This window comes from Sphingopyxis bauzanensis (assembly GCF_002205675.1).
In the GTDB taxonomy this organism is placed as follows: domain Bacteria; phylum Pseudomonadota; class Alphaproteobacteria; order Sphingomonadales; family Sphingomonadaceae; genus Sphingopyxis; species Sphingopyxis bauzanensis.
The window spans coordinates 736,547-762,215 of the sequence record NZ_NISK01000003.1; the positions used below are offsets into that span (position 1 = coordinate 736,547).

Below are 25,669 nucleotides of genomic sequence, written 5' to 3' on the forward strand. Positions count from 1 at the left end.
CGTTCGGTTATTCCTCGATCTGGAAGGTCAGTCCGGCGTGCTCGATGAGCCGCGCAATCAGCGCGTCGCCGAGCAACGCGCCGGGGGTCCACACGCCGCCCGCACCCTTGTTCGCGAGCAAGGCGAGGCCGGTCTCCGCCAGCATCTTTGACGTCGAGCCATAGCCGGGGTCGCGGTCGCCCTGAACGCTGGCGCGGACGGTCGTGCCGTCGGGATATTCGCCGATGAATAGGATGTCGTAGAAGCCGTTTTCGCGCTCTTCCTTGCTTGGCCCTTCGCCGGGCTTGAGCTTTGATTCGCCGAATGGGTTCGCCTTCGCCATCGCTTCGGCCATCGCCTTGCCCGCGTCACCGATCGTCGTCATCACCATCTCGTCATAGACGAGATCGGCGCCCCACGCGTGGCCGAGCAGGAAATTGGTGCGGTGGACATTCTTGGTATTGATCGGTGCCATGACGAACGGTGCGGTCCAGGTGCCCGTGGCGCTGTCATATTCGGGGAACAGGCCGGTCGGCTGCGACGGCCCCTCGAAACCTGGGGTCAGCGCGAAGGAGGATTTGAGCAGCAGCGCCAGCGACGGCTTTTTGGCGACGGCTTTCAACGTCTCGGTCAGGCTGGCGATGGTGCCGCCCGACGCGCCGCCCGCCATCTTGCGGACGCGGCCCTTGACCCGCGGCGCGGGCTTGCCGTGGCGTTTGACGGCTTCGGCTTGCAGGAAATGCACGCCGAGGTCGAAGGGGATCGAATCGAAGCCGCAGCTGAAGGTGATGCGGGCGCCGGACGCTTTGGCCGCGGCTTCATGCTCGTCGATCATCTCGCGCATCCAGCCGGGTTCGCCGCAAAGGTCGGCATAGGCGGTACCCGCCTTGACGCAGGCGGCGACCAGCTCGTTGCCGTAGAGCTGATAGGGGCCGACGGTCGTCAGAATGACCGTCGCGCGCGCGGCCATGGCGTCGAGGGTCGCAGGATCGCTCGCGTCGGCGACGACCAGCGGGGTATCCTTTGGCGCGCCGATCAGGTCGCGCACCTGGGCCAGCTTGGCGGCGCTGCGCCCTGCCATCGCCCATTTGGGCGCATCCTTGCGGCCCGCATAATGCTGCGTCAGATATTCGGCGACGAGCCGACCGGTGAACCCGGTCGCGCCATAGACGATGATGTCAAATTCCCGGCTGGCCATGGAAGCCTCCCCTTACGTAAACGTAAAGGGAGGCTAGCGCAGCATAAGGCCGATGCCAAGTGCGAAGCGTCAGCGGCGCCAGAACGGCCGCTTTTGCACCACGACCGGCTCGCCGACGGCGGCTTCTGCGCGGCCCTCGGCGCGGGCGGCGCGGACTTCGGCTTCGGTGGCACGGAGCTGTGCATCGCGGGTGGCGATTTCGTCGCGGCGACGCTGGCGCAGCGCGTCATAGCTCCACCGCGTGTGGCCATAACCGAACAGGCACAGCAGCCCGCCCGCGATCGCGAGATTCTTCATCGCCGCCATCGCCTGCATCGGATCGGTGAATTCGCGGTGGAAAAACAGGATGGTTGCGAGAACAAAGCCCGCGAGCAGGATCGACCACAGGCGGACCGCAATACCGAGCGCAATACAAACACCCGCAATCAGTTCGAACAGCCCGGTCGGAATGGCGAGGCCAGCGGGCAGGCCCGCGGCAGTGATCATCGCATCGGTATCGTTGACGTGGATCAGCTTGTTGATCCCCGACACGATGAAAATCAGCGAGATGAAAAGGCGCCCGAAAAAGACAGCGATCATGGACATGCGTGGGTCCTCCAAACGATGCCCCCGCCGCTTGTGCTTTCAGGACGCGCGGGGAGGGAGGAGGTTCCGTTTTTCGGCTTAATTGTCAGAGCTTGGGCAGCGTGACGCCCTTTTGCCCCATATATTTGCCCGCGCGGTCGGCGTAGCTGATCTCGCATGGCTCATTGCCCTGTAAGAACAGGAACTGGCACGCGCCTTCATTGGCGTAAATCTTGGCGGGCAGGGGGGTGGTATTCGAAAACTCCAGCGTCACATGACCCTCCCAGCCAGGTTCGAGCGGGGTGACGTTGACGATGATCCCGCAGCGCGCATAAGTCGATTTGCCCAGGCAGATGACCAGCACGTCGCGCGGGATGCGGAAATATTCGACGGTGCGGGCGAGCGCGAAACTGTTCGGCGGAATGATACAGACGTCGGTTTCGCGGTCGACGAAATTCTTCGGATTGAAATCCTTGGGATCGACGATCGTGGAATCGACGTTGGTGAAAATCTTGAACTCGGGCGCGACGCGCGCGTCATAGCCATACGACGACAGGCCATAGCTGATGCACCCGTCGCGGCGCTGCGCCTCGACAAAGGGTTCGATCATGCCCTGCGTCTGGGCGGCTTCGCGAATCCAGCGGTCGGAAAGAATGGCCATGCCGCTGTTTGTCGGCGTGCGCAGATTCGCGCAAGTGGTCAGTCGTTATACTCTCACGTTCTCTGCGCGCCCGTGCGAAGGCAGGGCCCCATCATCTAATATCTCGCTTTCCAGCGCGGTCGCGAGACAACGCCGCGGCAGGAGATGGGCCCCTGCTTTCGCAGGGGCAAGGTGTAGCGGGAATTCAGACTAGTCCCAGATCTTTCGGGCCGAAGGCGGCGGGAAGCAATTCGCTGAGCTTGTAAGTCTTCACCGCGGTCCCGTCGCCCGATGCGCAATGAACCAAAATGTCGGTTTTCGACCGCTCGGCGGCCTCATTCAAAATCTGGCGGCATCGCCCGCACGGGTTGACCGGGTCGGTGCCGATCAGCGCATCGCCGTCGGGTCGGCCGCCGATAATCGCGACCTCGGCGAGCTCGCCGATCCAGCCTTCGTTGACGATCTTTGCCACCGCCACAGTTTCGGCGCAGAGGGTCAGGCCATAGCTGGCGTTCTCGACATTGGCGCCGGTGACGACATCGCCATTCTTGAGTAGCAAGGCGGCGCCGACCTGAAAGCCCGAATAGGGCGCATAAGCGCGGCTGGCCGCATCGCGCGCGGCGGCGATCAGTTCGTCACGGGGCTCGGTCATGGCGTTTCTCCTTGCGGGCGCAGCACATTCCAGCCGACGGTGCCGTTGGCGCCCGACAGGCGAACATAATTGTTCGCCTGCCACATCGCCCAGGGATGCGCGGCATAATCGGGCTCAAAGAAATCGCGGCGCAACCAGATGGTGCGCGCGATGCCCTTGGTCACCTGATAATCGAATTCAAATGCCGGACCGGGGGCGATCAGGCTGCGCTTGCCCATATGCGCCTCGATCTGCGCCAAAAAGGTCGCGAGTTCGGAGAGCAACAGCGAGCGAGTTGGGCGGTCGGGGCAGCGGTCGTCATAATCGAGCCACACCACTGCGGGCAGCGCGTCGGCGCGGCGCGGGACGTGGCGAATGAAGTTCGCCGCCTGATCGGTCGCCAGCTGGCAGAGGCTGTAACGATGGATCGCACCGGTCTGCACCCCCGCTTCGCGCGCCGCGACAATATTGTGGGTGAATTTGGTGTCGATGCCGCGGGTGCCGTCGGTTCCCATCACATAGGCAAAATCGGCGCCCGCAGCCTTGATCGATCCCCATTGGACATCGCCATTGCCCGCGTCGATCGTCACCCCTTGCGTCGGATAGATCGCCCGATCTGGGGTCCAGCGCGCCGCCCACCAAAGGGCGAGCCCGGTCGCCAGCAACAGCAGTACAATGGCGGCGCCGATGCGCCGTAGTAGACACGCAATGGTGCCGCGCCAATTGCCGCCTGGGCTTGCCGGACCTTTGCGTTTGATGGCTCCGGTCGCCATCCCTCAACCTTTGATGTGCAAGACGCAGATCAGCGTGAACAGCCGCCGCGCCGTGTCGAAATCGACCGCGATCTTGCCATCCAGCCGGTCCATCAGCATCTCGGCCGCCTCGTTGTGCAGGCCGCGGCGCGCCATATCGACGGTTTCGATCTGCTGTGCGGTCGAGGTCTTGATCGCCTGATAATAAGAGTCGCATATCGCAAAATAGTCGCGGATCGGACGGCGAAAGCGGCCGAGGCCGAGGATGATCGCCTCAAGCGGCGAACCGTCCTCGCGTGAAATCTCAAAGATCAGCCGCCCTTCCTCGACGCGCAGCAGCAGGCGATAGGGACCGGCATAGCTATCGGCATGGCCGCGCTGCGGGACGAACTTGTTGTCCTCGATCAGGTCGAAGATCGCGACGCGGCGTTCCTGTTCGACGTCGGGATTGCGCCAGACGATCGAGCCCTCGTCGAGTTCGACCGAAATGATGCGCTGTTTGGAAGGGTCTGCGTCCGCCATGCTGCCTGTGCTTCTACTTGGCGCGGGGCGAAGGGCAAGGGGACTTGGCATCACCCTTGAAACCCGTTCGGGTCGAGCGAAGTCGAGACACCCGTTGGGCTTACGCCACCCAGAGGGGTGTCTTGACTTCGCTCGACACGAACGGATTCCTGGAGTTATCCCCAGATGCGCCCACGGCGAAGCCAATGGGGTTGGCCTAGCCGGTTGCGCATCGCGCAGTGACAGAGCATGAAGTGACCATGTCAGATGTCGTCCGCCTCGCCCCCTCGGCAGCCGCCGGGGAAGCCCCCCAATTGCCGCGCAATATCGAGGCGGAGGCCGCCTTTCTGGGCGCGATTTTGATCGACAACCGAGTCGTCGAGGATCTGCCGGTCGCGCTGACCCCCGATCACTTCTTCGAGCCGCTCCATGGCCGTATTTTCCAGCAGACGATGGCGCTGATCGAACGCAACAGCATCGCGACGCCGGTGACGCTGAAACCCTATTTCGAAGCCGACGAGGCGATGAAGGCAGTCGGCGGGGTCGGTTATCTGGCGCAGCTCACCGGCAGCGGTGCCGGGCTGATCGGCGCTCGCGACTTTGCCAAGCAGATTTTTGACCTCGCCTTGCTGCGCGAACTGGCAGGTGTCGGGCGGGTGCTGGTCGAAAATGCGCTCGACACCAGTGAGCGGGTGGATCCGCAGGCGCAGATCGAAGAGGCGGAAACCGCGCTCTACCGCGTCGCGGGCGGTGAGGCCGAAATGGGGTCGGTCAAGAGCTTCAGCCAGGCCAGCCTGACCGCGCTGCAGGCCGCCGAACGCGCGCTCAACTCGGGCGGCCATTTGTCTGGGATCACGACCGGGATTTCGAGCATGAACGCCAAGATCGGCGGCATGCACAATTCGGACTTGATGATCCTCGCCGGGCGTCCCGGCATGGGCAAGACCTCGCTCGCCACCAATATCGCCTATAACGCCGCCGAACGCTGGCGCCGCGACGAGGATGACGGGATTCCGCCCGAAAAGAATATGGGCGCCAAGGTCGCCTTTTTCAGCCTCGAAATGTCCGCCGACCAGCTCGCGACGCGCGTCCTCGCCGAACAATCCGGGGTGTCGGGCGAAGCGTTGCGCATGGGCAAGATCAGCAAGGAGCAGTTCCAGCAATTGTCGCGCGCCGCCCAGCAGCTTCAGACGTTGCCACTCTTCATCGACGACACCCCGGCGCTGACCATCGCTGGTCTGCGGACGCGCGCGCGGCGCTTGCAGCGGCGGCACGGCATCGGCCTGATCATCGTCGATTATCTCCAATTGCTGGCGGGTAGTTCGAAAAGCGGCGATAATCGCGTGCAGGAAATTTCGGAAATTTCGCGCGGTTTGAAGACGCTGGCGAAGGAACTTCATGTGCCGGTGATGGCGCTGTCGCAGCTCAGCCGCGCGGTCGAACAGCGCGAAGACAAGCGGCCGATGCTGTCCGATCTGCGCGAATCGGGCTCGATCGAGCAGGACGCGGATATGGTGCTGTTTGTGTTTCGCGAGGATTATTATGTGGGTTCGCGCGAGCCCAAACGCCCGATGGAGGGCGACGATGTGAAAATCCACGCGGCGCACGAGGAATGGGCAGCCGAGATGGAGCGCGTCTTTGGTCTGGCCGAAGTGATCGTTGCGAAGTCACGCCATGGTTCGACGGGCAAGATCCGCCTGCACTTCGAGGCGAAGACGACGAAGTTCAGCGATCTGGCGGATGAGAGTCAGGCGTTTGCGGATTATGAGTGAGGCGTAGCTGACCTTGGCCCGTCATTGCGAGCGAAGCGAAGCAATCCAGAGCGGCTTGTCCCGCCCTCGATTGCTTCGCTTCGCTCGCAATGACGACGCCTGCGCTAAACTAGAACGCCGGATCGTTCGCCGGGTCATCGCCGATCGGCGACACCGCTTCGTGGATGCCGCATTCGGTTTTGTCCCAGCCGCGCCAGCGGCCCGAGCGCGGGTCTTCGCCGGGCTGGACTTTCGACGTGCAGGGCGAACAGCCGATCGAAGGATAGCCTTCGGCCTCTAACGGATGCCGCGGCAGGTCGTGCTCGGCGAAATAGGCGTCGAGCTGGTCGCGCGTCCAGTTGGCAAGCGGGTTGAATTTCAGGCGGCCGGTGCTGCCGTCGAGTTCGAAGCGCGGCAGTCCTTGGCGCGTCGATGACTGAAAGCCTTTGCGACCGGTAATCGACGCATCGAAACCCGCCATCGCCTTCTCGAGCGGTTTGACCTTGCGGATTTCGCAGCAGCCGTCGGGATCGTAGGACCAGCGCAATTCGGTGGAATCCTTCGCCGTCAGATCTTCGGCATCGGGGGTCAGGTTGATGATATTCAGCCCGAGCCGTGCCGCGAGCGTATCGCGATAGGCGAGCGTTTCGGGAAAATGCTTGCCGGTGTCGAGAAACAGCACCGGCATGTCCGTGGCAACCTGTGCCACGAGGTGGAGGAGCACGGCGCTTTCGGCGCCAAAGCTGGAGACGATCGCGGTATCGCCGAGCAGCCCCGCGCCAATGACGCTGGCGACCACCTCGCCGGCGTCCTGGCCGCGGAACAGATTGTTTAGGCGGATGACATCGGCGTCGGTGAAACGCGGCGCGACGTCGATGCGGTCGCGCTTTCTGTCGCCACCGTTCGCATCGAGCGCAGTCGAGATATCGCGCGTTGGCGCGCCGCCGCTGGGTGTCTCGACTTCGCTTGACACGAACGGAATTCGAGGATCGGCTTTACCCATGGCGCAGTTTCCAGATCGGCACCGCGCCATCGGCAGCGCCTTGATAATGTTCGGGCCAGCGCGACCACGCCGCCTCAACATCGGCAGGATTCAGATCTTTTTCGGACGCAAAGCTGTCGAAGCCGCAGCGCTTCAGATAGCCGATCTGATCGACCAGCACGTCGCCCTGCGCGCGGAGCTCGCCAGTGAATCCGGCTTCGCGCAGGATACGCCCCGAAGAATAGCCGCGGCCGTCACGGAATTTCGGGAAAGCGACTTCGATCAGCTTGAGCCGATCGAGAAAGGGGATCAGCGCCCGCGCATCCTCATCCGATTCGAGCCGCACCGCGGTCGCGTTCGACTGTTCGAGGAAGGCGTCGAGCGTGACGCAGGGTTCTTCGCCGTCGGCCTGCAGATGCTCAACCATAGATTGCCTCCTTGAAGGGGGCCATGCCGACCCGGCGATAGGTATCGACGAAACGTTCGCCGTCGGTGCGTTCGCTCAGATATTTGTCGGTCACGCGCTCGATCGCATCGACGATCCCGTCCTCGTCGAAGCCGGGGCCGGTGATCGTGCCAAGCGACACATCCTCCGCGCCCGACCCGCCGAGGAGGAGCTGGTAATTTTCGGTGCCTTTGCGGTCGACGCCGAGGATACCGATGTGACCCGCATGATGATGCCCGCAAGCATTGATGCAGCCCGAAATCTTGAGCTTGAGTTCGCCCAGATCGCGCTGCCGCAGCGGATCGGCGAAGCGCTGCGCGATCTTTTGCGCGACGGGGATCGAGCGCGCATTGGCGAGGCTGCAATAATCGAGCCCGGGGCAGGCGATGATGTCGCTGATCAGGTCGAGGTTCGGCGTCGCGAGGTCCGCGGCGTCGAGCGCCTGCCAGATCGGGAACAGGTCAGCCTTGCGAACGTGCGGCAGCACGATGTTCTGGGCGTGGGTGACGCGGAGTTCGTCATGACTGTAGCGTTCGGCGAGGTCGGCCATCAGATCGATCTGCGCCGAGCTGGCATCGCCGGGGATGCCGCCGAGCGGTTTCAGGCTGATGTTGACGATCGCGTGGCCGGACACCTTGTGCGCGGCGACATTCTGATCGACCCAGACCGCGAAATCGGGGTCGGTGCGATCGATCACGTCGGGCGCACTGGCGTCGAGCGGCTGCATCGCGAATTGCGCCGCGATGCGGTCGAACTCGGCCTTCGGCGGATCGATGCCCAGCGACTTCACATGGGCAAATTCATCCTCGACCTGGCGGCGATATTCGTCGACGCCGAGCTCGTGAATCAGGATCTTGATCCGCGCCTTGTAGATATTGTCGCGGCGACCGTAGCGGTTGTACACGCGCAGGCACGCCTCAGTGTAGCTGAGCAGATCGTCGAGCGGCACGAAATCCTTGATCAGCGGCGCGATCATCGGGGTACGGCCCATGCCGCCGCCGACATAGAAAGCGGCGCCGTGGCCGCCATCCTTTTCGACGATCTGAATGCCGATGTCGTGGAGGCGCATCGCGGCGCGATCTTCCTCGGCGGCGATCACGGCAATCTTGAACTTGCGTGGCAGATAGCTGAATTCGGGGTGGAAGCTCGACCATTGGCGGAGCAACTCGGCCCACGGGCGCGGATCGGTTAGCTCGTCGGCGGCGGCACCGGCCCACTGATCCGAACTGATGTTGCGGATGCAATTGCCGCTGGTCTGGATCGCGTGCATTTCGACCGACGCGAGATCGGCGAGAATCGCGGGAGCGTCCTCCAGCTTGATCCAGTTATACTGGATATTCTGGCGGGTGGTGAAATGGCCATAATCGCGGTCATATTTACGCGCGATATGCGCGAGCATCCGCATCTGGCGGCTGTCGAGCGTGCCATAAGGCACTGCGACGCGCAGCATATAGGCGTGCAGCTGGAGATAGAGGCCGTTCATCAGCCGCAGCGGCTTGAACTGGTCCTCGGTAATCTCGCCTGCCAGGCGGCGCTTCACCTGATCGGCGAATTCGGCGACACGCGCATCGACCATCTGCTGGTCATATTCGTCATATTTATACATATCAGATCACCCAGTCGCCGGCCGCGGGATCGGCGGGTTTTAATGTCAGGTCAGGGCGCACGGTCGGGCCGAGCGCGCGGATGCGGTCCTTGATGTGCGCGGGGCGCGGGCCGTCGGCGGTTTGCTCACCAGCGATGATATAGGGCGCATTGACGCGGCGCGCGGCTTCCTCGACCGCAAGGATCGCCTCGCCAGCCTCACCGACGTCGGCAGCGTCCTCGATATGTAGCGACCAGTCGGCGCCGGTCCACCAGGTGACAAATCCTGTTTTCAGGTCATTGCCCGTCAGAAGTTTCATGCAAAATTCCTCAATTCTTCGGCAACCCCAGGGACGCCGAGGCAGTCGAGCGCATCGGCGCGCGCCGCGACCTTGCCGGCGATGATCAAGGCCGGGCTCTTCACCGCTTCGCGCGCGACGAGATCGCCCAAGTCGGTGAGCAGGGTGCGCAGGACGCGCGCGTCTGCGGTGGTGCCGCGCTCTATCACCGCGACGGGCAGGTCGGGCGACACGCCGTCGGCGATCAGCTTGTCGGCGATCGCGGTTGCGGTGGCGATGCCCATATAGATGACGAGGGTGCGGCTATGGCCCGCAAGGCCTGACCAGTCCTGATCGCTCAAATCCTTGCACTGGCCGGCGACGAAGCTGACCGCGCTGGCATCCTCGCGGTGGGTGAGGGGGAGGCCCGCCTGTGCGGCGCAGCCTGCTGCGGCGGTGATGCCCGGGACGACTTCGCAAGCCACACCGGCTTCACGTGCTGCATCGAGTTCCTCGCCGCCGCGCCCGAAGATGAACGGGTCGCCGCCCTTCAGGCGCACAACCTGCTTGCCGGTCAGCGTTTCGCGGACGAGCAGTTCGTTGATCAGTTCCTGTTTCATCGTGTGGCGGCTGCGCTGCTTGGCGACGCTGATCCGTTCCACATGCGGCGGGATCAGCGCGAGCACGCCGGCGCCAACGAGCCCGTCATGGACGACGAGATCGGCACTCGCCAGCAGCCGCGCGGCGCGCAGCGTCAGCAGGTCGGGGTCGCCGGGACCGGCGCCGACCAGCCATAATTTGCCCGAAGGAGAGGGAGTTTTTTCCATGCACGATAGATGATGGCGCGCTCGCCGAATGGCAAAGCAGGCTTTATTGACGCTGATGAAGGTAAAATTGCGCCGACATTCTTCCACTCGTCATTGCGAGCGAAGCGAAGCTATCCAGCGCGGTTTACGCCACTCTGGATAGCTTCGCTTCGCTCGCAATGACGGGGTGCTAATTGTAGTTCTTGGGGATCAAACGCGCACCTTCGGGATCGCGCAACCCAACCCCGATTGAGGCGCGCAGCGCATCGCTTTCCGCACTCGCGACAGGATAAGCGCAATAATCGGCGGCGTAGAAGGCGCTAGGGCGATGATTGCCCGACAGCCCTATGCCGCCAAAGGGCGCCGCGGACGAGGCGCCGTTGGTCGGGCGATTCCAGTTGATCACCCCGGCGCGGGCATTGGCCCAGAACTGGTCGTACAGCTGCGGCGTACCGCCCACCAGCGATGCCGACAGGCCAAAGGCGGTGTTGTTCGCCTCGGCAATCGCGGCCTCGAACGTCTCCACACGGACGACCTGGAGGAGCGGGCCGAACAGCTCGATGTCGGGGCGCTCGGGCATCGACGTCACGTCAATGATACCGGGGGTCAGGAACGGGCGTCCGGCGACCGGGCGCGTCATGTGGCGGATCACCTGACCGCCGTTCGACATCAGGATCAGAAAGCTTTCGGTCAGACCATCGGCGGCCTCATTGTCGATCACCGGCCCCATATAGGGCGCCGGATCGGCGTGCGGATGATCGACGATCAGCCGGTTGGTCAGCGCCTTGACCTCTTCCAGCAGCGCATCAGCGAGCGTATCGCGGACGATCAGCCGCCGCGCGTTGCTGCACCGCTGCCCGGCGCTCAGGAACGCCGATTGAACGACGATGATTGCCGCGGTGCGAATGTCGGCGGTGTCCCACACGACCATCGGATTGTTGCCGCCCATTTCGAGCGCCAGCATCTTGCCCGGCTGGCCAGCGAACTGGCGGTTAAGCGCAAGCCCGGTGCGTGCCGAGCCGGTGAACAGCAGGCCATCGATGCCTTCGTGTCCCGCCAGCGCCTTGCCGGTATCGGGACCGCCGACGATCAGCCGCAGCACCTCTTGCGGTACCCCGGCGCTGTGAAACAACTCTACCAACTTGGCGCCAACCGCCGGGGTCTTCTCGGACGGTTTGAACAGCACCGAATTGCCCGCAATCAGCGCCGGGACGATATGGCCGTTAGGCAAATGGGCGGGGAAATTATAGGGTCCGAGCACCGCCAGCGCGCCGTGGGGCTTGTGGCGCACCGCGTTGCGCAGGCCCATCGCACCTTCGATCCGCCGGTTTGGGGTGCGTTCGCCATAGGATTTTACCGAAATATCGACTTTGGCCACCACCGATTCGACCTCGGTGCGCGCTTCCCACAAGGGTTTGCCGGTTTCGCGCGCTATCAGGTCGGCGAGCACTTCGCCTTCGGCTTTGACCCGGTCGGCAAAGCGGCGCAGCGTTTCGGTGCGGAAGGTGACCGCTTTGGCCGCCCATTCGGGCCAGGCACCCCGCGCGATGGCGACCTCGTCATCGATATTGCTGACCGTGCCGCGCCACAGCTCTTCACCGGTTGCGGGTTCGAAGGAAAGCAGGGTGTCACTCATGGTCGCCCCGGTCTTATCGGCGAAAGCCGGCGGCGGCAACCTGCGCTGCGGCATGGTGCGACGGATTGCTTGCACCCTGTAGCGTGGTGGCGATAGACAGGGCCGCACATCGACAAGGGGAACGTGCCATTTTAGCAAAACAGGACAGCCGCCGCGACTGGTCCGACCAATATTGGTGGTCGGGCGATGGCGTCAGGCTGCATGCGCGCGTCTATGCAGGGTCGGACGGGGCCGAGCATGCGCCGCCGGTGCTGTGCATGCCGGGGCTTGCTCGCAACGCGCGCGATTTCGAGCTGCTGGCGCCGCATGTCGCGCAGCAGCGCAAGACGATCGTCATCGAATTCCGCGGGCGGGGCGAAAGCGCCTTTGCCAAGGATCCGATGACCTATGTCCCGCTGACCTATGTCCAGGATGTCGTCGCGCTGCTCGACGAACTGGGTATCGATCGGTTTGCGACGATTGGCACCTCATTGGGCGGGCTGGTATCGATGCTGATGGCAACGACGCTGCCCGGGCGGCTGGTCGGCGCGGTGCTCAACGATGTCGGACCGGAGCTTCAGACCAGCGGATTGGAACGCATCCGCGATTATATCGGGGCAGGGGGCAGCCAGCCGACGTGGATGCACGCGGCGCGTGCTTTTTCCGAACTCAACGGCGCGATCTATCCCCATTATGCCATTCACGACTGGCTGCGGCTGACCAAACGCACCCACCGGCTGACTCCCGAAGGGCGGATCGTCACCGATTATGACAAGCAGATCGCGGCGCCTTTGCGCATGACCGGCGGCGAGGCAGCGTTCGATATGTGGCCGGTCTATCGCGCGCTGGGGACCGTGCCGTTGCTGATCCTGCGCGGCGAGCTATCGGACATTTTGGCGCAGTCGGCGGGTGAAAAGATGGTTGCTGAACTGCCGCATGCCAAACTGATTGAGGTGCAAGGCGTCGGCCACGCCCCGACGCTCGACGAGCCCGAAGCGGTCGCGGCGATCGACGCGTGGCTGGCGGAACTGCCGACCGCGTGACGGGGATTTTACCGCCTGCGCGCCTGTTGCACCTCCATTCAAGCTTTTCGCTGGGGGGCAAGGAAGCCCGCGCCGTGCGGCAAATGAATTTGATGGGGCCGCGCGCGCAGCATACAATATTATCAGCGGTACCCGACGCGATGAGCGCGCGAGATGCGATCGATCCCGCTATCGACGTTGAATTTCCGGCCGATGCGCCGCCGCTGCACGGGAAGCCGGGGCTGGCGCGCTACCGCGATCTTGCTGCCTATATGCAGCAATTCGATCTGGTGCTCAGCTATAATTGGGGGGCGATGGATGGGGTGATGGCGCACCGCGTCTTCGCGCCGTTTCGCGACCTGCCGCCGCTGATCCACCATGAGGACGGGTTCAACGAGGATGAGAGCGTCCGGCGCAACTGGAAGCGCAACGGCTTTCGCCGCCTTGCACTGCCGACTGCCGTGGCGCTGGTGGTGCCGTCGACGCTCCTTGAGCGGATCGCGGCGGACGAATGGCGCGCTCGGCGGCGCACGGTACTGATCCGTAACGGGATCGACACCGAAGCTTATGAAGGGGGGCCATCGGTCGCGATTTCGGGCCTTGAGCGGCGGGAAGGCGACGTGGTGATCGGCACCGTCGCGGGCCTACGCAAGGTCAAGGATCTGCCACGGCTCGTCCGTGCAGTCGCGCCGTTGCCCGCGCATGTCCGGCTGGTCACCGTCGGCGAAGGGCCGGAGCGCGCCGCCATCGCCGCCGAAGCGGAGTCCTGCGGGATCGCCGACCGGCTCGTAATGCCGGGGTTCATGACCGAGCCCGCGCGCTGGATCGGCCATTTCGATCTGCTTGCGCTGTCGTCACAAAGCGAGCAGGCGCCGATCGCCGTGATTGAGGCGATGGCGGCGGGTTTGCCGGTGGTCAGCCCCGATGTGGGGGATGTTGCCGCGATGGTCGCACCCGACAACCGGCACTTTATTGCTACCGACGAAAATGGATTTCGCGCCGCACTGGCCGAACTGACGGACGATAGCGACCTCCGCATCCGGATCGGCGCCGCGAACCGGCGCGTCGCTGCCGAGCGCTTCGATGAATCGACCATGGTCGCGGCGTATGAAAATCTCTATGGTCGGGCGCTCAAGGGCCGCCGCCTCTTTGCGGGCTAGCCAGCCGCGGAACCATTGACTTTCGCCGCGCGCTTCCGCTTACGGAACCGAAACGGGGACTGGCCGGGACGTGGACGGCCGGTGGAGAGAAAGAGATCTAAAATGTTCAAAGGATTGAAGCCCATCCTTTACGGCGGCCGTGAAGTCTGGCCGTTGGTTGAGGGCGGCAAGGGCGTGTCGGCGACCAATCATATGTCGAGCGGTGCTTGGGCCGCAGCGGGCGGTATCGGTACCGTGTCGGCGGTCAACGCCGACAGCTATGACGCCGAGGGCAAGATCGTCCCGCAGGTGTACAAGTCGCTGACCCGCAAGGAACGCCACGAGGAATTGATCCACTACGGCATCGAAGGCGCGGTGGCGCAGGTCGAACGCGCCTATGAAGTGTCGGGCGGCAAGGGCGCGATCAACATCAATGTCCTGTGGGAAATGGGCGGCGCGCAGCAGATCCTCGAAGGTGTGCTGGCGCGAACCAAGGGCATGGTTGCGGGCGTCACCTGCGGCGCCGGGATGCCCTACAAGCTCAGCGAAATCGCCGAGCGCCACAATGTCATGTACCTGCCGATAATCAGTTCGGCGCGCGCCTTTCGCGCGCTGTGGAAGCGCGCCTATCACAAGGTGCCGCATCTGCTCGGCGCGGTGGTTTACGAGGATCCCTGGCTTGCGGGTGGTCACAACGGCCTGTCGAACGCCGAAGATCCGCTGGTGCCGCAGGATCCGTACCCGCGCGTCAAGGCGTTGCGCGACGTCATGACGGCGGAAGGAATCGCCGACTCTGTACCGATCGTGATGGCCGGCGGTGTCTGGTATTTGCGCGACTGGGAAAACTGGATCGACAATCCCGAGCTGGGCCAGATCGTCTTTCAGTACGGCACCCGGCCGCTGCTGACCGAAGAAAGCCCGATTCCGCAGGCGTGGAAGGATCGCCTCCGCACCCTCGATGACGGCGACGTGCTGCTCCACCGTTTTTCGCCGACAGGCTTTTACTCGAGCGCGGTCCGAACGCCGTTTCTGCGCGATCTCGAAGCGCGGTCGGAACGCCAGATTCCCTATTCGAAGCAGGAGGCTGGCGATCATATCGTCCAGCTCGACGTCGGGGTGAAGGGCAAGAATTTTTGGGTCACCCCCCACGACCGCGCCCGCGCGCGCGACTGGGCAGCCGAAGGCTACACCGAGGCGTTGAAGACCCCCGACAACACGGTGGTTTTTGTCACCGAAACCGACAAGGCGGTGATCCGCAAGGACCAGACCGATTGCATGGGTTGCCTGTCGCATTGCGGTTTTTCGTCGTGGAAGGATCATGACGATTACACCACCGGCTACCTCGCCGATCCGCGCAGCTTCTGCATCCAGAAGACGTTGCAGGATATCGCACACGGCGGCGATCCTGAGCAAAATTTGATGTTTGCCGGCCACGCCGCGTTCAATTTCAAGACCGATCCGTTTTATTCGAACAACTTCACCCCGACGGTGAAGCAACTGGTGGACCGGATTTTGACGGGGGATTAACGGCCGTCGCCCCCGCGAAGGCGGGGGCCGTTGTTGGTTTGCTTTACACTGCCTGAGGAGACTCTCTAGCGGCCCCCGCCCTCGCGGGGGCGACGAGTTATCATGCCCATCCTTCCAGCACCTGGTCCTGCGGGCGGTGGCCGTCGCACCAGGCGCGGATGTTGGCGATGACTTTTTCGCCCGAAGCCTCGCGGCCTTCTATCGTCGCCGAGCCCAGGTGTGGCAGCAGCACGACATTGTCGAGCGCGAGCAGCGCCGGGTCGACCGCGGGCTCATGGGTGTAAACGTCGAGCCCGGCACCGGCGATGCGGCCGGTCTGGAGCGCCGCGATCAGCGCCTTTTCGTCGACGATCTCGCCGCGCGCGGTGTTGATCAGATAGGCGGTCGGCTTCATCGATCCGATGCGCGCCGCGCTCACGATTTCGTGCGTTTCGGCGGTATGCGGGCAGTGGAGCGTCACGATGTCGCTGATCCGCAGCAAGGTATCGACGCTGGCGTGATAACTCGCGCCCAATTCCTCCTCGATCGCTTCAGGCAGGCGGCGGCGATTGTGATAATGGATCGACAGGCCAAAGGCGCGCGCGCGGCGCGCGACCGCCAAGCCAATGCGCCCCATGCCGATGATGCCAAGCAATTTGCCGCCGACGCGGTGGCCGAGCATCGCGCTGGGCGCCCAGCCGGCCCATTGGCCCGAGCGCATCAGTTTTTCGCCCTCGGCCAGTCGTCGCGGCACCGACAGAATCAGCGCCATCGTCATGTCGGCGGTGTCTTCGGTGAACACCCCCGGCGTGTTCGACACCATGATCCCCTTGGCGCGCGCTGCGGCTAGGTCGATATGATCGACCCCGGCGCCGAAATTGGCGATCAGTTTGAGCCTTTCGCCCGCGGCCGCCAGCACCTCGGCATCGATCTCGTCGGTCACCGTCGGCACGAACACGTCGCAATCGGCCACGGCAGCCTTCAGCTCGTCCTTGGTGAACGCTTGATCATTGGCCGACAGCGCGACGTCGAACAATTCGGCCATGCGCGCTTCGACATGCGGCATCAGCTGGCGAGTAACGATGACGCGCGGGCGTTTCGGGCGGGATGAATCGGGCATGGGCGCCGATAGAGCGCGCCGCGGCGCGGCGGTCAAGTGTGCGAGCGCGGAAAGAACCGCGAAAAGTCTGGGGATGAACGCAGCCTTTTGCGCGGCGAGCGGTTGAATTGGCGACCCGATTTTGACAAGGCAATACCATGACCAGCCGCCTGATACTCGCAGCCGCCGCGCTGACAGCCGTCGTGGGACCGGCGTCCGCGCAATCCGACCCTGTCAAACTCCCCTATTGGGCGTCGATCAGCGTCGATGAGGCGCGGATGCGCAAGGGGCCGTCGCCCGACGTGCCGGTGATCTGGGAATATCGGCGCAAGGATTTGCCGGTCAAGGTTGTCGCGCGATTTGAAACCTGGCGCAAGATCGAGGATCCCGACGGGACGCAGGGCTGGATGGCGGCACGGCTGCTCAGTCGCACGCGCACCGCGATCGTGACGGGCGAGATCCGCCCGATGCGCGAAGCGGCGAGTCTATCGGCCGCGGTCGCCTATCGCGCCGAACCCGGCGTCGTTGGGCGGATCACCGACTGCGCCGACGGTTGGTGCCGCTTCGATGTGAAGGGGCGTAGCGGCTGGATCCAGACCGACCATATCTGGGGCGACTGATGCCCCCCCCGAATGGGCCGCTCATAGGGATCAGTTTTTCTTGGGCGTGACGGTTACCGTCGTTCCATCGGGTGCGGTCGCGGTAAAGCTGCCATTGGCAGCGGTCGGCGACAGGCTCCAGCACACTTCTGCCTCATCACCATCGGGATCGAAGCAATCTTTGCCATCCTTGAACGCGATTTTGCCGTTGATGGCTTTGCCCTTCGGATCGGTATCGACATAGGTGCCGTCGGCATTGATCGTGGTCGAAGCAATCGTGCCATCGGCCATCTTCACTTCATACTCGCCCGGCTGCGTCCCGGAACTCGCCGCTACTGCGGGCGCCGTCGTTTCGGCAGGCGCGGCGGTTTCCTTTGCTTCCTCGGCTTGCTGCGAGCAGGCGGATAAAGCGGCGACGGCGGCAAGCAGAACTAGTTTTTTCATGGCAAAGTCTCCCCCTTAAGACGCCGACAGGCTAAGCGTTCTGGATGGCGCCTGCAATCCCTCGATAGGCTTACCGAAAAAGGGCCGATGGTTGCCCATCGACCCTTCTCGGTTACCTGATCTCAGCTAACGCTTAACGGCGCCAGTTGAAGTGGTTGCGGTACACCTTCACCACCCGACCGTTCCGCTCGTTGACGAGCAGCAGGTCGTTGTAGTGACGCACATAGGTCAGGTTACGACCGGCGCGCGGCACGCCCCAGCGGCTGTCGTAGCTCGGACGATACGCCGGGGAGTAATAGTTCGAGCGGAGCGTCGAACCGACGCGGAACTGCTGATAACGGAACGGCGCGCGATAATTCTGATAGCGGCTTTCCTGGCGCCAGTCGCGACGGTCTTCGCGCAGTTCCTGACGCGCCTTGCGAACATCACGGCGCTCTTCGCGCACGTCGTCACGATCGCCATAGCGCTGGGCCTCACGCAACTCGCGCTGTTCCTCGCGAACGTCCTGACGGCTTTCGCGAACTTCACCGCGCGTCTGGGCCAAAGCCGCGCCCGGGACCATCAGGGCCGCGATCAGCCCGGCGGTGAGAAATTTGGTCTTCATTGGTCTATCCTTTCAATCCGTCAGGGGGAGGGGACTGCCCGATGACAAGTGAAGGATTAGCCGATTCGATTTGAACGGCACCGGAATGCACCGTTTATTTTCAGGACATTAGTGTCGCAATTTGTCGCGACGAAACGACGAAACGGCGCCGCCTTGCGACGGCGCCGTGCAACCTTTTCGATAACCCGTCGCCCCCGCGAAGGCGGGGGTCGTTGGACGGTCAACACCCGGACCGGAAGATGTGGTTGCGAGCGGCCCCCGCCTTCGCGGGGGCAATAATAGTTTAAACCAGCTCGATCGCCACCGCCGTGGCTTCGCCGCCGCCGATGCACAAGCTGGCGATGCCGCGCGTCTTGCCATGGCGTTGCAGCGCCGCGATTAGCGTCGTGATGATGCGGGTGCCGCTGGCGCCGATCGGGTGGCCGAGCGCGGTTGCGCCGCCGTGGACGTTGATCTTGTCGTGCGGAATGCCGAGGTCGTGCATCGCGAACATCGCGACGCAGGCAAAGGCTTCGTTGACTTCGAACAGGTCGACGTCGCCGATCGTCCAGTCGGCCTTGGCTAGCACCTTGTTGATCGCACCGACCGGGGCGATGGTGAAGTCCTTTGGTTCCTGCGCATGCGCGGCGTGCGCGATGAGGCGCGCGACGGGCTTCGCGCCCTTGGCGTCGGCTACCGACTGGCGGGTCAGCACGACGGCGGCGGCGCCGTCCGAAATCGAGCTGCTGGTCGCCGCCGTAATCGTGCCGTCCTTGGCGAAGGCGGGTTTCAGCGTCGGGATCTTGTCGGGCATCGCCTTGCCGGGGGCTTCGTCGGTGTCGACGATGGTGTCGCCCTTGCGGCCCGCGATGGTGACCGGCGCGATTTCAGCGGCGAAGGCACCATCGGTGATCGCCGCCTTGGCGCGGCTCAGCGAGGTCAGCGTATAGTCGTCCTGCGCCTGCCGCGACAGCTGGTACGCATCGGCGGTGTCCTGCGCAAAAGTCCCCATCGCGCGGCCCGCCTCATAAGCGTCTTCCAGCCCGTCGAGGAACATGTGGTCATAGGCGGTGTCGTGGCCGATGCGGGCGCCGCCGCGATGCTTTTTGAGCAGGTAGGGCGCGTTGGTCATCGATTCCATGCCGCCCGCGACGATCAGGTCGACGCTGCCCGCGGCGAGCGCTTCGGCGCCCATGATCACCGTCTGCATGCCCGAACCGCACACCTTGTTGACGGTGGTCGCCTGCACCGACTTGGGCAGGCCGGCCTTGATCGCAGCCTGACGCGCCGGCGCCTGGCCGAGGCCGGCGGGAAGCACGCAGCCCATGTAAATACGCTCGATGTCGTCGCCCGACACGCCCGCGCGATCGACCGCCGCCTTGACCGCGGTCGCACCGAGATCGGTCGCGCTCGCGTCCGAAAGGCTGCCCTGCATGCTGCCCATCGGGGTGCGGGCATAGGACAAGAAGACGACGGGATCGGTGGCGGTCATGGGACGAGACTCCGTAAGAGGAAACAGGATCGGTGGCCCGATTAGCCGAAATGCTGCAACTGCGAAAGGGGCTCGAACGACATAGGCGGCCGGTTTCATCTTGAACACCGCCGACAATTGAAAACAAACGATTTTTTGCCTAAAACGTATCCCGCTTTTGTCCTATGTTGTCCTATGTCGTCTATCTCAAAATTGCAGGTGGGATACGAAAATGGCCAACGAGACTGGATTTCTTCCCCGAAAACTGGAAGCCGCTACCGTGGGAGATTCTGCGCCGGTGCATGTGTTATAACACGAACTGGGGAGGAGCCTACGCGATCTTGCTAGAGAGCTTTCACGTGGTCCCACGGATTAGGCTCAGCTAATGATAGATTGTCTGCAAAGGCGTCCAGCGCCTTTCGATCCCACAATATCCGACGCCCGAGTCTGAGCGGCACAGGGAAGTCGTCCCTGTTGCGGACCGTGTCCAGCATGCGCTCACTGATACCCAGGTAGGCCGCTGCCATATCACTACTGAAGAGGCGCGGGACGGGGGGAGTAATCAGTCTGTTGCGCATCCGACAGGCTAGAGCCGTCCGCGCATCATCTGACCAGCCGCCACGTCAGCCTCGCATGCGCCATCCATCCCAACGATACGCTGGCATTTCGCGTAGGGGTCAGTCTCAGGCAGACGGGTGACCTTGTAAAGGATCGCCAATCCGATCACGGCGATGATTGCCAGCAATGCGGTGTTGAGGCTGACATTGGAGTCAGACTCGCCCTTAGTCTTCTTCTCTGGTTCCCATTCCACGTTTCGGCAGCCCTCTGCAAATATCGGCAGATGCGGCGTTTCGCTGTCTGCGCTTTCACAAAGAGCCTTACATATTATAGTTGATAAAGTTCAAGCCCCTACTGCGGCAGGGGTGTCTGATGGACGTGCGCCTCCAAGTTGGGTTGAACTTCAAAAGGCTGCGACTCGCTCGCGGACTGACCCAAGAGCAGGCGTCTGATCTAACCGGCGTCAGCCAACAATATCTCAGTGGTCTTGAGCAAGGGCGACGAAATCCGACTGTGCTTACCCTTCACGAGTTAAGTCGACCGTTGGGAGGAGACCCCATCGATTTGCTCGCTCCGATTTTGAAGGTGGAGTAAGCGGACGCCGAATTAGAGCATAGCGCGAGCAATCAACTTCATGTTGGCGCACCAACCATCGAAGCGTCGCACCCCGCCAGCGCCAAATGGCATTAGCGTCGTCTCAACTGAAATTACATCACCCGGTGAGAACCAGTTTAACGCTCTTAGATCGAGCGCCGAGCTTCGCGAGCGATGGGCAAAGAAATTTCTCGTCAAGCGAAGGTCTTCGAGCGGCCAAGGCGTTGACCCAATTGCGGCAGTAACATTGGTCAAGTTATGAATTTGAAGGCGCGTTGCCGCTCTGATCGCATCGACCGGCCTATACCATTTTGGCTCGAAGCGATTCCCCGTCCGTTGCAGTAGCAGCACTCGGACGGCTTCCCTGGATCTGAAGCTATATGGTGCGCTTGCCGGCACTTTCCCCGCAGCGCCGACTGCATGGCCGGTCGCTGACGACAAAATAAAATTGCGAACGAACATTTCCCAGACGTTCTGAAGCTGAAAGGTTATGTGCTCGGCCTGCCGGCGATTGAGAGCAGAAAGAGGCTCGATCAGTAACGGCGCTATTTCTGCTTCCAGCGCGTCTACTCGACGCTCGAGTTGCGTGACCAGCGCGCTCAGCATCAGTTTGAGATTGCGTTCACAATTGCGTTAAATCTTGGCTTCCGAGTGCTGGACCTTTGTGTCGAACTCTTAGTGCCAGCTACAAAGCCAGCGTATGCGCCCGCAATGTCATTATTTTCTACAGCGGAAGTGAGTAATGGCAAGGTGTTTTCCGCATTTTCTAAGCTAATACCAGCTCCCCGCTTGGCTATAACATCAGCCGTGAGGGCAGAAGTAGGGAGAGCTCCTTCGACAAATGCCACGGCGCATACTAGTAATAGGAAGTTTGGTGCGTCGAAAAGCGTCGTGTCAGCAAACTGCTCCCCGAACATTGCTATGGTGGCGTCGATTGCATGCTCCACCGCCGTCGTTATAGCCAAAAAATCAGCCTCAGTCTTCGCTTGATTATCTTTGTAAAACTTATTCACCTTATCCTCGCCTCCGTCGCCGAGGCCGTTCATGAAGGCCATGTAAAGCTCGGCAATCAAGGTCGTGTTTTTCAGGCGGACACTGTCTCGCACGGAAACGACATGGAAGTGATCCCACAGCACTCCATACTCGCGGGTCGTGTTCCAAATAGCCCATTTAACGGGTTCGTCGTGTTTGGCATGTCTCAGCTCAGCTGGCGTTACTTTTACGCTATAAGAATTTAATCGCGCAAATACCTCCAGGACGTCTGCATCGGAGGCGTTCAGCAGCTGGACCGTTGAGATGTTATACGAAAGAAACTGATCTTTCTGATTTTGACTAAGATCATTATATCGCATCCCCGCAAACTCTGGACTACGGCTGGTCATGCGTAAGCGGTTTGCTGCAAAAGCAAGGATGGCGGTCAGGCGCTGTTGACCATCGACCACCTCTCGAATTGATGCTTGAGTGGCTGCGTCGACGCGGGTTCGAATATACACAGCAGGTATCGGCAGCTCCCGCAGGATTGTGTCGATAAGAAATGATTGCGCTTGGGGCGTCCACACGGAACCGCGCTGGAACTTCGGTTGCAACTCGAGCTGCTGTTGGCGATCCCATGTCAAGAAATCGGAAATCGAGAAAGTCTGTGGAATGCTTGGCATGGCGCCCTCCCTTTTTTCGCCTATGCCAGCGGCGCCAATAGGTCGCCAGCCAAATTTGAATCACAGGCTTCGTGACGGCGAGTGCATGGCAATGCGAACTGAACCTTGCGGTTCGGCGTCCGAAGACTACGCTTGGCTTTCTTGAACACACGTTTCACGGTGAAACCTGCCGTTTCATTCTAAAGCACTGAAAATGAATGGTAAAATGATATTTCTCGTATCCCACCCTGTGATCGCTCCTTCCAAGTAATTTTGATGAAGCAAGGTAATCGTGGATGACGCTAAGATATTGAAAACGTGAGTAATATCTGACGCAATGGCAGCGAGGAGCACGAAACTGATGCCGCATTCAGGCGCACAGAGCCACCAAAGTCGTATCCCACCTAATTTGACGTTGCGGGAAAAACTGGCGGTTTTCTGGGCTTTTCTGCGCTACGAATTGAATAGGATCGCGCGGATAGTTTCATCTTGCAACCTGCTGCGGCTCATGATCAAACACGCGCCAACACATCAGGGAGACGGGCAATGGCAACGGTCGCAACCAATATTACCGGCGAAACGCAGCGGATGAGCCAAGTGCTCGCGGCGCAAAAGGCGAGCTTTACTGCGGCGATGCCCGAGAGCCTGGCGGTGCGGACCGACCGCATCGACCGCGCGATCGCGCTGCTGGTCGACCATGCCGAGGAATTTGCCAAGGCGGTCAGCGAGGATTTCGGGCATCGCAGCCGCGAACAGACGCTGATGACCGACATCATGCCGTCGGTCAGCGCGCTGAAGCACGCCAAGAAGCATATGGCGGGCTGGTCGAAGGGGGAGAAGCGCAAGCCGACATTTCCGCTGGGGTTGCTCGGCGCCAAGGCCGAGGTGGTGTATCAGCCGAAGGGCGTCGTCGGCGTCGTCGCGCCGTGGAATTTCCCGGTCGGCATGGTGTTCGTGCCGATGGCGGGCATATTGGCCGCGGGCAATCGCGCGATGATCAAGCCGTCGGAATTCACTGAAAATGTCTCTGCGCTGATGGCGCAGTTGGTGCCCGAGTATTTCGACGAGACCGAGATGGCGGTCTTCACGGGTGATGCCGATGTCGGCGTGGCCTTCTCGAAACTCGCCTTCGACCACATAATCTTTACCGGCGCGACGAGCGTCGGGCGTCATATCATGCGTGCCGCAGCGGATAATCTGGTTCCGGTGACGCTGGAGCTGGGCGGCAAGTCGCCGACCTTTATCGGGCGCAGCGCGAACAAGGATATGGTCGGCCAGCGCGTCGCGCTGGGCAAGATGATGAACGCGGGGCAGATCTGCCTTGCCCCCGACTACCTGCTCGTCGCCGAGGATCAGGAAGGCGAGGTGATCGACAGCGTCACCAAGGGCGCGACCGCGCTCTATCCGACGCTCCTCGCCAACGACGACTACACATCGGTGGTCAACACGCGCAATTACGACCGGCTGCAATCCTATCTGACCGACGCGCGCGAAAAGGGTGCCGAGGTGATCGAGGTCAATCCGGGCAATGAGGATTTCGCCAGCTCGAACGGCCACAAGATGCCGCTGCACATCGTCCGCAACCCGACCGACGATATGAAGGTGATGCAGGAGGAAATCTTTGGCCCGATCCTGCCGGTCAAGACGTACAAGACCATCGACGATGCGATCGACTATGTGAATGCGAACGACCGCCCGCTCGGCCTCTATTATTTCGGGCAGGACAAGAGCGAGGAAGACCGCGTGCTGACGCGGACGATCTCGGGCGGGGTGACGGTCAACGACGTGCTGTTCCACAATGCGATGGAAGATCTGCCGTTCGGCGGGGTCGGGCCGTCGGGGATGGGCAATTATCACGGCGTCGATGGCTTCCGCACATTTAGCCATGCGCGCGCGGTGTATCGGCAGCCGAAGCTGGATGTCGCGGGGCTGGCGGGGTTCAAGCCGCCCTATGGCAAGGCGACGGCGAAGACGCTGGCGAAGGAATTGAAGAAGTAGGGATCAGCGTTCCGTTCGTGTCGAGGGATGTCGAGGCACCCATCGTCGGCGCGCGCCTTCGGCGCATCTCGACTTCGCTCGATGCGAACGGATTTAGTGCTAATCTTGCCCAGCGATCTTGATGTCCTTGCCCAGCAACGTCTTCACATAGATCCGCTGGACCAGCACATAGACCACCACCGTCAGCGGCGCCGCCAGTAGCACGCCAAGGAAGCCGAACAGCACCCCCGCCGCGACCACCGCGAACAGGAGCACCGCGGGCGGGACGTCGACCGCCTGTTTCTGGATCATCGGTTGCAGGAAATTGCCCTGCAACTGCTGGATCACCAGAAACAGCACCAGCGTCCACAGCGCGGTGGCGGGCGACACGGTAAAGGCGAGCAGCACCGCGGGGATGCCCGCGATGATCGGACCGATCATCGGGATCACGTCGAGCAGTCCGGCGATCAGGCCTAGCCCGCCCGCCGCCGGAACGCCGAGCAACGCTAGCCCGGCGCCGGTCAGCGCGGCGACGACGAGCGACGATACCGCCTGTCCAACCATCCAACCCTTCAGCCCGCGCGCAGCGTCGTCGATCGCCAGCGAAGCGGTCTTCTCGGCCTTGGCGGGCATCAGCAGCAACAGCCCGCGGCGGTAGGTGGTGGGGTCGCTGGCAAGGAAGATCGCGGCGACCAGCACCAACACAAAATCGGCGATGCCGCTGCCCGCTGCCAGCGCATAACCACCGGCTTGTGACACGAGCTGCGAAATATCGTTGCCGCCAACCTCGGCGAGTTCGCGAACCCGCGTACCGAGGCCGTAGCGATCGAGGAAGGCTTCGACCCCCTGCAGCGCGCGCGGCACCTGCTCTCGGATCGTATCGACTTCGCTGGCGAGCTGCGATCCGAATAGGACGAACGCGCCGGTAAAGATCGCGATGATGCCGACGACCGAACCCGCGAGCGCGAAACCGCGCTTCATCTTTGTCCGGCGAATCAGCCAGCCCGCGATCGCATCAAAAATCGCGCCGAGCACGATCGCGGCGAACACGAGCATGAAAAAGCGGGTCAGGGTGACGACCAGCCATGCGACGGCGATGATCGCGATGACGACCACCGCCGCCAGCGCGATCTTGCCCGGGCTAAACGTAGCCGGGGCGGCGGGCTTGGCGCGTGCGGTCGCGGTCGGGGCGGGTGACGCTTTGGTCGGTTCGGTCATATCGCCGTATTAGGCACGATGCCGCTTATCCACTAGACTAAAACCACCTTTCTGTGGCAACGGCACCTCCGCATCGGTCGTCCGGCGGGAATCAGTTCC

The 25,669-nt window shown here is 62.4% G+C and carries 27 protein-coding genes; 7 read left to right on the forward strand and 20 right to left on the reverse strand.

Annotated elements, in window-relative coordinates; genetic code table 11:
• Positions 1-7: 7 nt before the first annotated feature.
• From CDQ92_RS14930 to CDQ92_RS14955, 6 genes are all read right to left on the reverse strand, one after another.
• Entirely contained in the window at positions 8-1,177 is a 1,170-nt protein-coding gene (locus CDQ92_RS14930; protein WP_088442120.1) for a saccharopine dehydrogenase family protein, read from the reverse strand.
• Positions 1,178-1,246: 69 nt separating this feature from the next.
• A complete protein-coding gene (locus CDQ92_RS14935) occupies positions 1,247-1,762 on the reverse strand; it encodes a DoxX family protein (RefSeq protein WP_088442121.1) in 516 nt (171 codons plus the stop codon).
• Between the two features lie 85 nt (positions 1,763-1,847).
• Positions 1,848-2,402, reverse strand: a complete 555-nt coding sequence (dcd, locus tag CDQ92_RS14940) for a dCTP deaminase (protein WP_088442122.1) — start codon at positions 2,400-2,402, stop codon at positions 1,848-1,850.
• A gap of 184 nt (positions 2,403-2,586) precedes the next feature.
• The gene (locus tag CDQ92_RS14945; protein WP_088442123.1) at positions 2,587-3,033 is read right to left on the reverse strand and encodes a cytidine deaminase; all 447 of its coding nucleotides are present in this window, start codon (positions 3,031-3,033) and stop codon (positions 2,587-2,589) included.
• Complete coding sequence (locus CDQ92_RS14950; RefSeq protein ID WP_088442124.1) at positions 3,030-3,785, reverse strand: glycoside hydrolase family 25 protein; 756 nt, start codon at positions 3,783-3,785, stop codon at positions 3,030-3,032. The genes CDQ92_RS14945 and CDQ92_RS14950 overlap by 4 nt, the downstream gene beginning before the upstream one ends.
• Before the next feature lie 3 nt (positions 3,786-3,788).
• Positions 3,789-4,286, reverse strand: a complete 498-nt coding sequence (locus tag CDQ92_RS14955) for a UPF0262 family protein (RefSeq protein WP_088442125.1) — start codon at positions 4,284-4,286, stop codon at positions 3,789-3,791.
• 239 nt (positions 4,287-4,525) lie between these two features.
• On the opposite strand from CDQ92_RS14955, the gene CDQ92_RS14960 reads away from it, so the two are divergent.
• Entirely contained in the window at positions 4,526-6,037 is a 1,512-nt protein-coding gene (locus tag CDQ92_RS14960) for a replicative DNA helicase (RefSeq protein ID WP_088442126.1), read from the forward strand.
• Positions 6,038-6,146: 109 nt separating this feature from the next.
• On the opposite strand, the gene CDQ92_RS14965 is transcribed toward CDQ92_RS14960, so the two are convergent.
• The 6 genes from CDQ92_RS14965 to astD all read right to left on the reverse strand — a co-directional run bounded on the left by CDQ92_RS14965 (position 6,147) and on the right by astD (position 11,747).
• Positions 6,147-7,019 (reverse strand): phosphoadenylyl-sulfate reductase, encoded by an 873-nt coding sequence (locus tag CDQ92_RS14965; RefSeq protein ID WP_088442127.1) that lies wholly within the window; start codon positions 7,017-7,019, stop codon positions 6,147-6,149.
• The gene (locus tag CDQ92_RS14970) at positions 7,012-7,425 is read right to left on the reverse strand and encodes a DUF934 domain-containing protein (protein WP_088442128.1); all 414 of its coding nucleotides are present in this window, start codon (positions 7,423-7,425) and stop codon (positions 7,012-7,014) included. Before CDQ92_RS14970 ends, CDQ92_RS14965 begins: the two co-directional genes overlap by 8 nt.
• Positions 7,418-9,049 (reverse strand): nitrite/sulfite reductase, encoded by a 1,632-nt coding sequence (locus CDQ92_RS14975; protein ID WP_088442129.1) that lies wholly within the window; start codon positions 9,047-9,049, stop codon positions 7,418-7,420. Before CDQ92_RS14975 ends, CDQ92_RS14970 begins: the two co-directional genes overlap by 8 nt.
• A 1-nt stretch (position 9,050) precedes the next feature.
• Positions 9,051-9,347, reverse strand: coding sequence for a DUF2849 domain-containing protein (locus tag CDQ92_RS14980; RefSeq protein WP_088442130.1), 297 nt, complete (start codon positions 9,345-9,347; stop codon positions 9,051-9,053).
• A complete protein-coding gene (gene cobA / locus CDQ92_RS14985) occupies positions 9,344-10,132 on the reverse strand; it encodes a uroporphyrinogen-III C-methyltransferase (protein ID WP_088442131.1) in 789 nt (262 codons plus the stop codon). Before cobA ends, CDQ92_RS14980 begins: the two co-directional genes overlap by 4 nt.
• Before the next feature lie 169 nt (positions 10,133-10,301).
• Positions 10,302-11,747, reverse strand: coding sequence for a succinylglutamate-semialdehyde dehydrogenase (astD, locus tag CDQ92_RS14990; RefSeq protein WP_088442289.1), 1,446 nt, complete (start codon positions 11,745-11,747; stop codon positions 10,302-10,304).
• An 86-nt stretch (positions 11,748-11,833) separates the two neighbouring features.
• On the opposite strand from astD, the gene CDQ92_RS14995 reads away from it, so the two are divergent.
• The 3 genes from CDQ92_RS14995 (at position 11,834) to CDQ92_RS15005 (ending at position 15,414) form a co-directional block, all read left to right on the forward strand.
• Positions 11,834-12,769, forward strand: coding sequence for an alpha/beta fold hydrolase (locus CDQ92_RS14995; protein ID WP_229667404.1), 936 nt, complete (start codon positions 11,834-11,836; stop codon positions 12,767-12,769).
• A gap of 74 nt (positions 12,770-12,843) precedes the next feature.
• Entirely contained in the window at positions 12,844-13,908 is a 1,065-nt protein-coding gene (locus tag CDQ92_RS15000; protein WP_373289646.1) for a glycosyltransferase family 4 protein, read from the forward strand.
• 102 nt (positions 13,909-14,010) lie between these two features.
• On the forward strand, positions 14,011-15,414 hold the full coding sequence (locus tag CDQ92_RS15005; RefSeq protein ID WP_088442132.1) for an NAD(P)H-dependent flavin oxidoreductase: 1,404 nt from the start codon (positions 14,011-14,013) through the stop codon (positions 15,412-15,414).
• Positions 15,415-15,514: 100 nt separating this feature from the next.
• On the opposite strand, the gene CDQ92_RS15010 is transcribed toward CDQ92_RS15005, so the two are convergent.
• Positions 15,515-16,513, reverse strand: coding sequence for a 2-hydroxyacid dehydrogenase (locus tag CDQ92_RS15010; protein WP_088442295.1), 999 nt, complete (start codon positions 16,511-16,513; stop codon positions 15,515-15,517).
• 137 nt (positions 16,514-16,650) lie between these two features.
• Here CDQ92_RS15010 and CDQ92_RS15015 point away from each other — a divergent pair, with 137 nt between their 5' ends.
• Positions 16,651-17,112: an SH3 domain-containing protein gene (locus tag CDQ92_RS15015; RefSeq protein WP_088442133.1), complete on the forward strand. Its 462-nt coding sequence runs from the start codon at positions 16,651-16,653 to the stop codon at positions 17,110-17,112.
• Positions 17,113-17,142: 30 nt separating this feature from the next.
• Here the strand turns inward: CDQ92_RS15015 and CDQ92_RS15020 are convergent, their stop codons facing one another.
• The 4 genes from CDQ92_RS15020 to CDQ92_RS15040 all read right to left on the reverse strand — a co-directional run bounded on the left by CDQ92_RS15020 (position 17,143) and on the right by CDQ92_RS15040 (position 20,400).
• A complete protein-coding gene (locus tag CDQ92_RS15020) occupies positions 17,143-17,535 on the reverse strand; it encodes a hypothetical protein (RefSeq protein WP_088442134.1) in 393 nt (130 codons plus the stop codon).
• Between the two features lie 133 nt (positions 17,536-17,668).
• Positions 17,669-18,139: a DUF1090 family protein gene (locus tag CDQ92_RS15025; RefSeq protein WP_088442135.1), complete on the reverse strand. Its 471-nt coding sequence runs from the start codon at positions 18,137-18,139 to the stop codon at positions 17,669-17,671.
• Between the two features lie 283 nt (positions 18,140-18,422).
• Positions 18,423-19,610, reverse strand: coding sequence for an acetyl-CoA C-acyltransferase (locus CDQ92_RS15030; protein WP_088442136.1), 1,188 nt, complete (start codon positions 19,608-19,610; stop codon positions 18,423-18,425).
• Between the two features lie 565 nt (positions 19,611-20,175).
• Complete coding sequence (locus CDQ92_RS15040; protein WP_088442138.1) at positions 20,176-20,400, reverse strand: hypothetical protein; 225 nt, start codon at positions 20,398-20,400, stop codon at positions 20,176-20,178.
• Between the two features lie 119 nt (positions 20,401-20,519).
• Between CDQ92_RS15040 and CDQ92_RS15045 the strand changes: the two genes are divergently transcribed.
• Entirely contained in the window at positions 20,520-20,741 is a 222-nt protein-coding gene (locus CDQ92_RS15045; protein WP_088442297.1) for a helix-turn-helix domain-containing protein, read from the forward strand.
• 12 nt (positions 20,742-20,753) lie between these two features.
• On the opposite strand, the gene CDQ92_RS15050 is transcribed toward CDQ92_RS15045, so the two are convergent.
• Both CDQ92_RS15050 and CDQ92_RS15055 read right to left on the reverse strand, forming a co-directional pair.
• The gene (locus CDQ92_RS15050) at positions 20,754-21,347 is read right to left on the reverse strand and encodes a hypothetical protein (RefSeq protein WP_088442139.1); all 594 of its coding nucleotides are present in this window, start codon (positions 21,345-21,347) and stop codon (positions 20,754-20,756) included.
• Positions 21,347-22,396, reverse strand: a complete 1,050-nt coding sequence (locus tag CDQ92_RS15055) for a DUF262 domain-containing protein (protein ID WP_088442140.1) — start codon at positions 22,394-22,396, stop codon at positions 21,347-21,349. The genes CDQ92_RS15050 and CDQ92_RS15055 overlap by 1 nt, the downstream gene beginning before the upstream one ends.
• 525 nt (positions 22,397-22,921) lie before the next feature.
• On the opposite strand from CDQ92_RS15055, the gene CDQ92_RS15060 reads away from it, so the two are divergent.
• Positions 22,922-24,373 carry a coniferyl aldehyde dehydrogenase gene (locus CDQ92_RS15060; RefSeq protein ID WP_088442141.1) on the forward strand — a complete coding sequence of 484 codons (1,452 nt, stop codon included), beginning with the start codon at positions 22,922-22,924 and terminating at the stop codon, positions 24,371-24,373.
• 99 nt (positions 24,374-24,472) lie between these two features.
• On the opposite strand, the gene CDQ92_RS15065 is transcribed toward CDQ92_RS15060, so the two are convergent.
• Positions 24,473-25,570, reverse strand: a complete 1,098-nt coding sequence (locus tag CDQ92_RS15065; RefSeq protein ID WP_088442142.1) for an AI-2E family transporter — start codon at positions 25,568-25,570, stop codon at positions 24,473-24,475.
• Between the last annotated feature and the right edge of the window lie 99 nt (positions 25,571-25,669).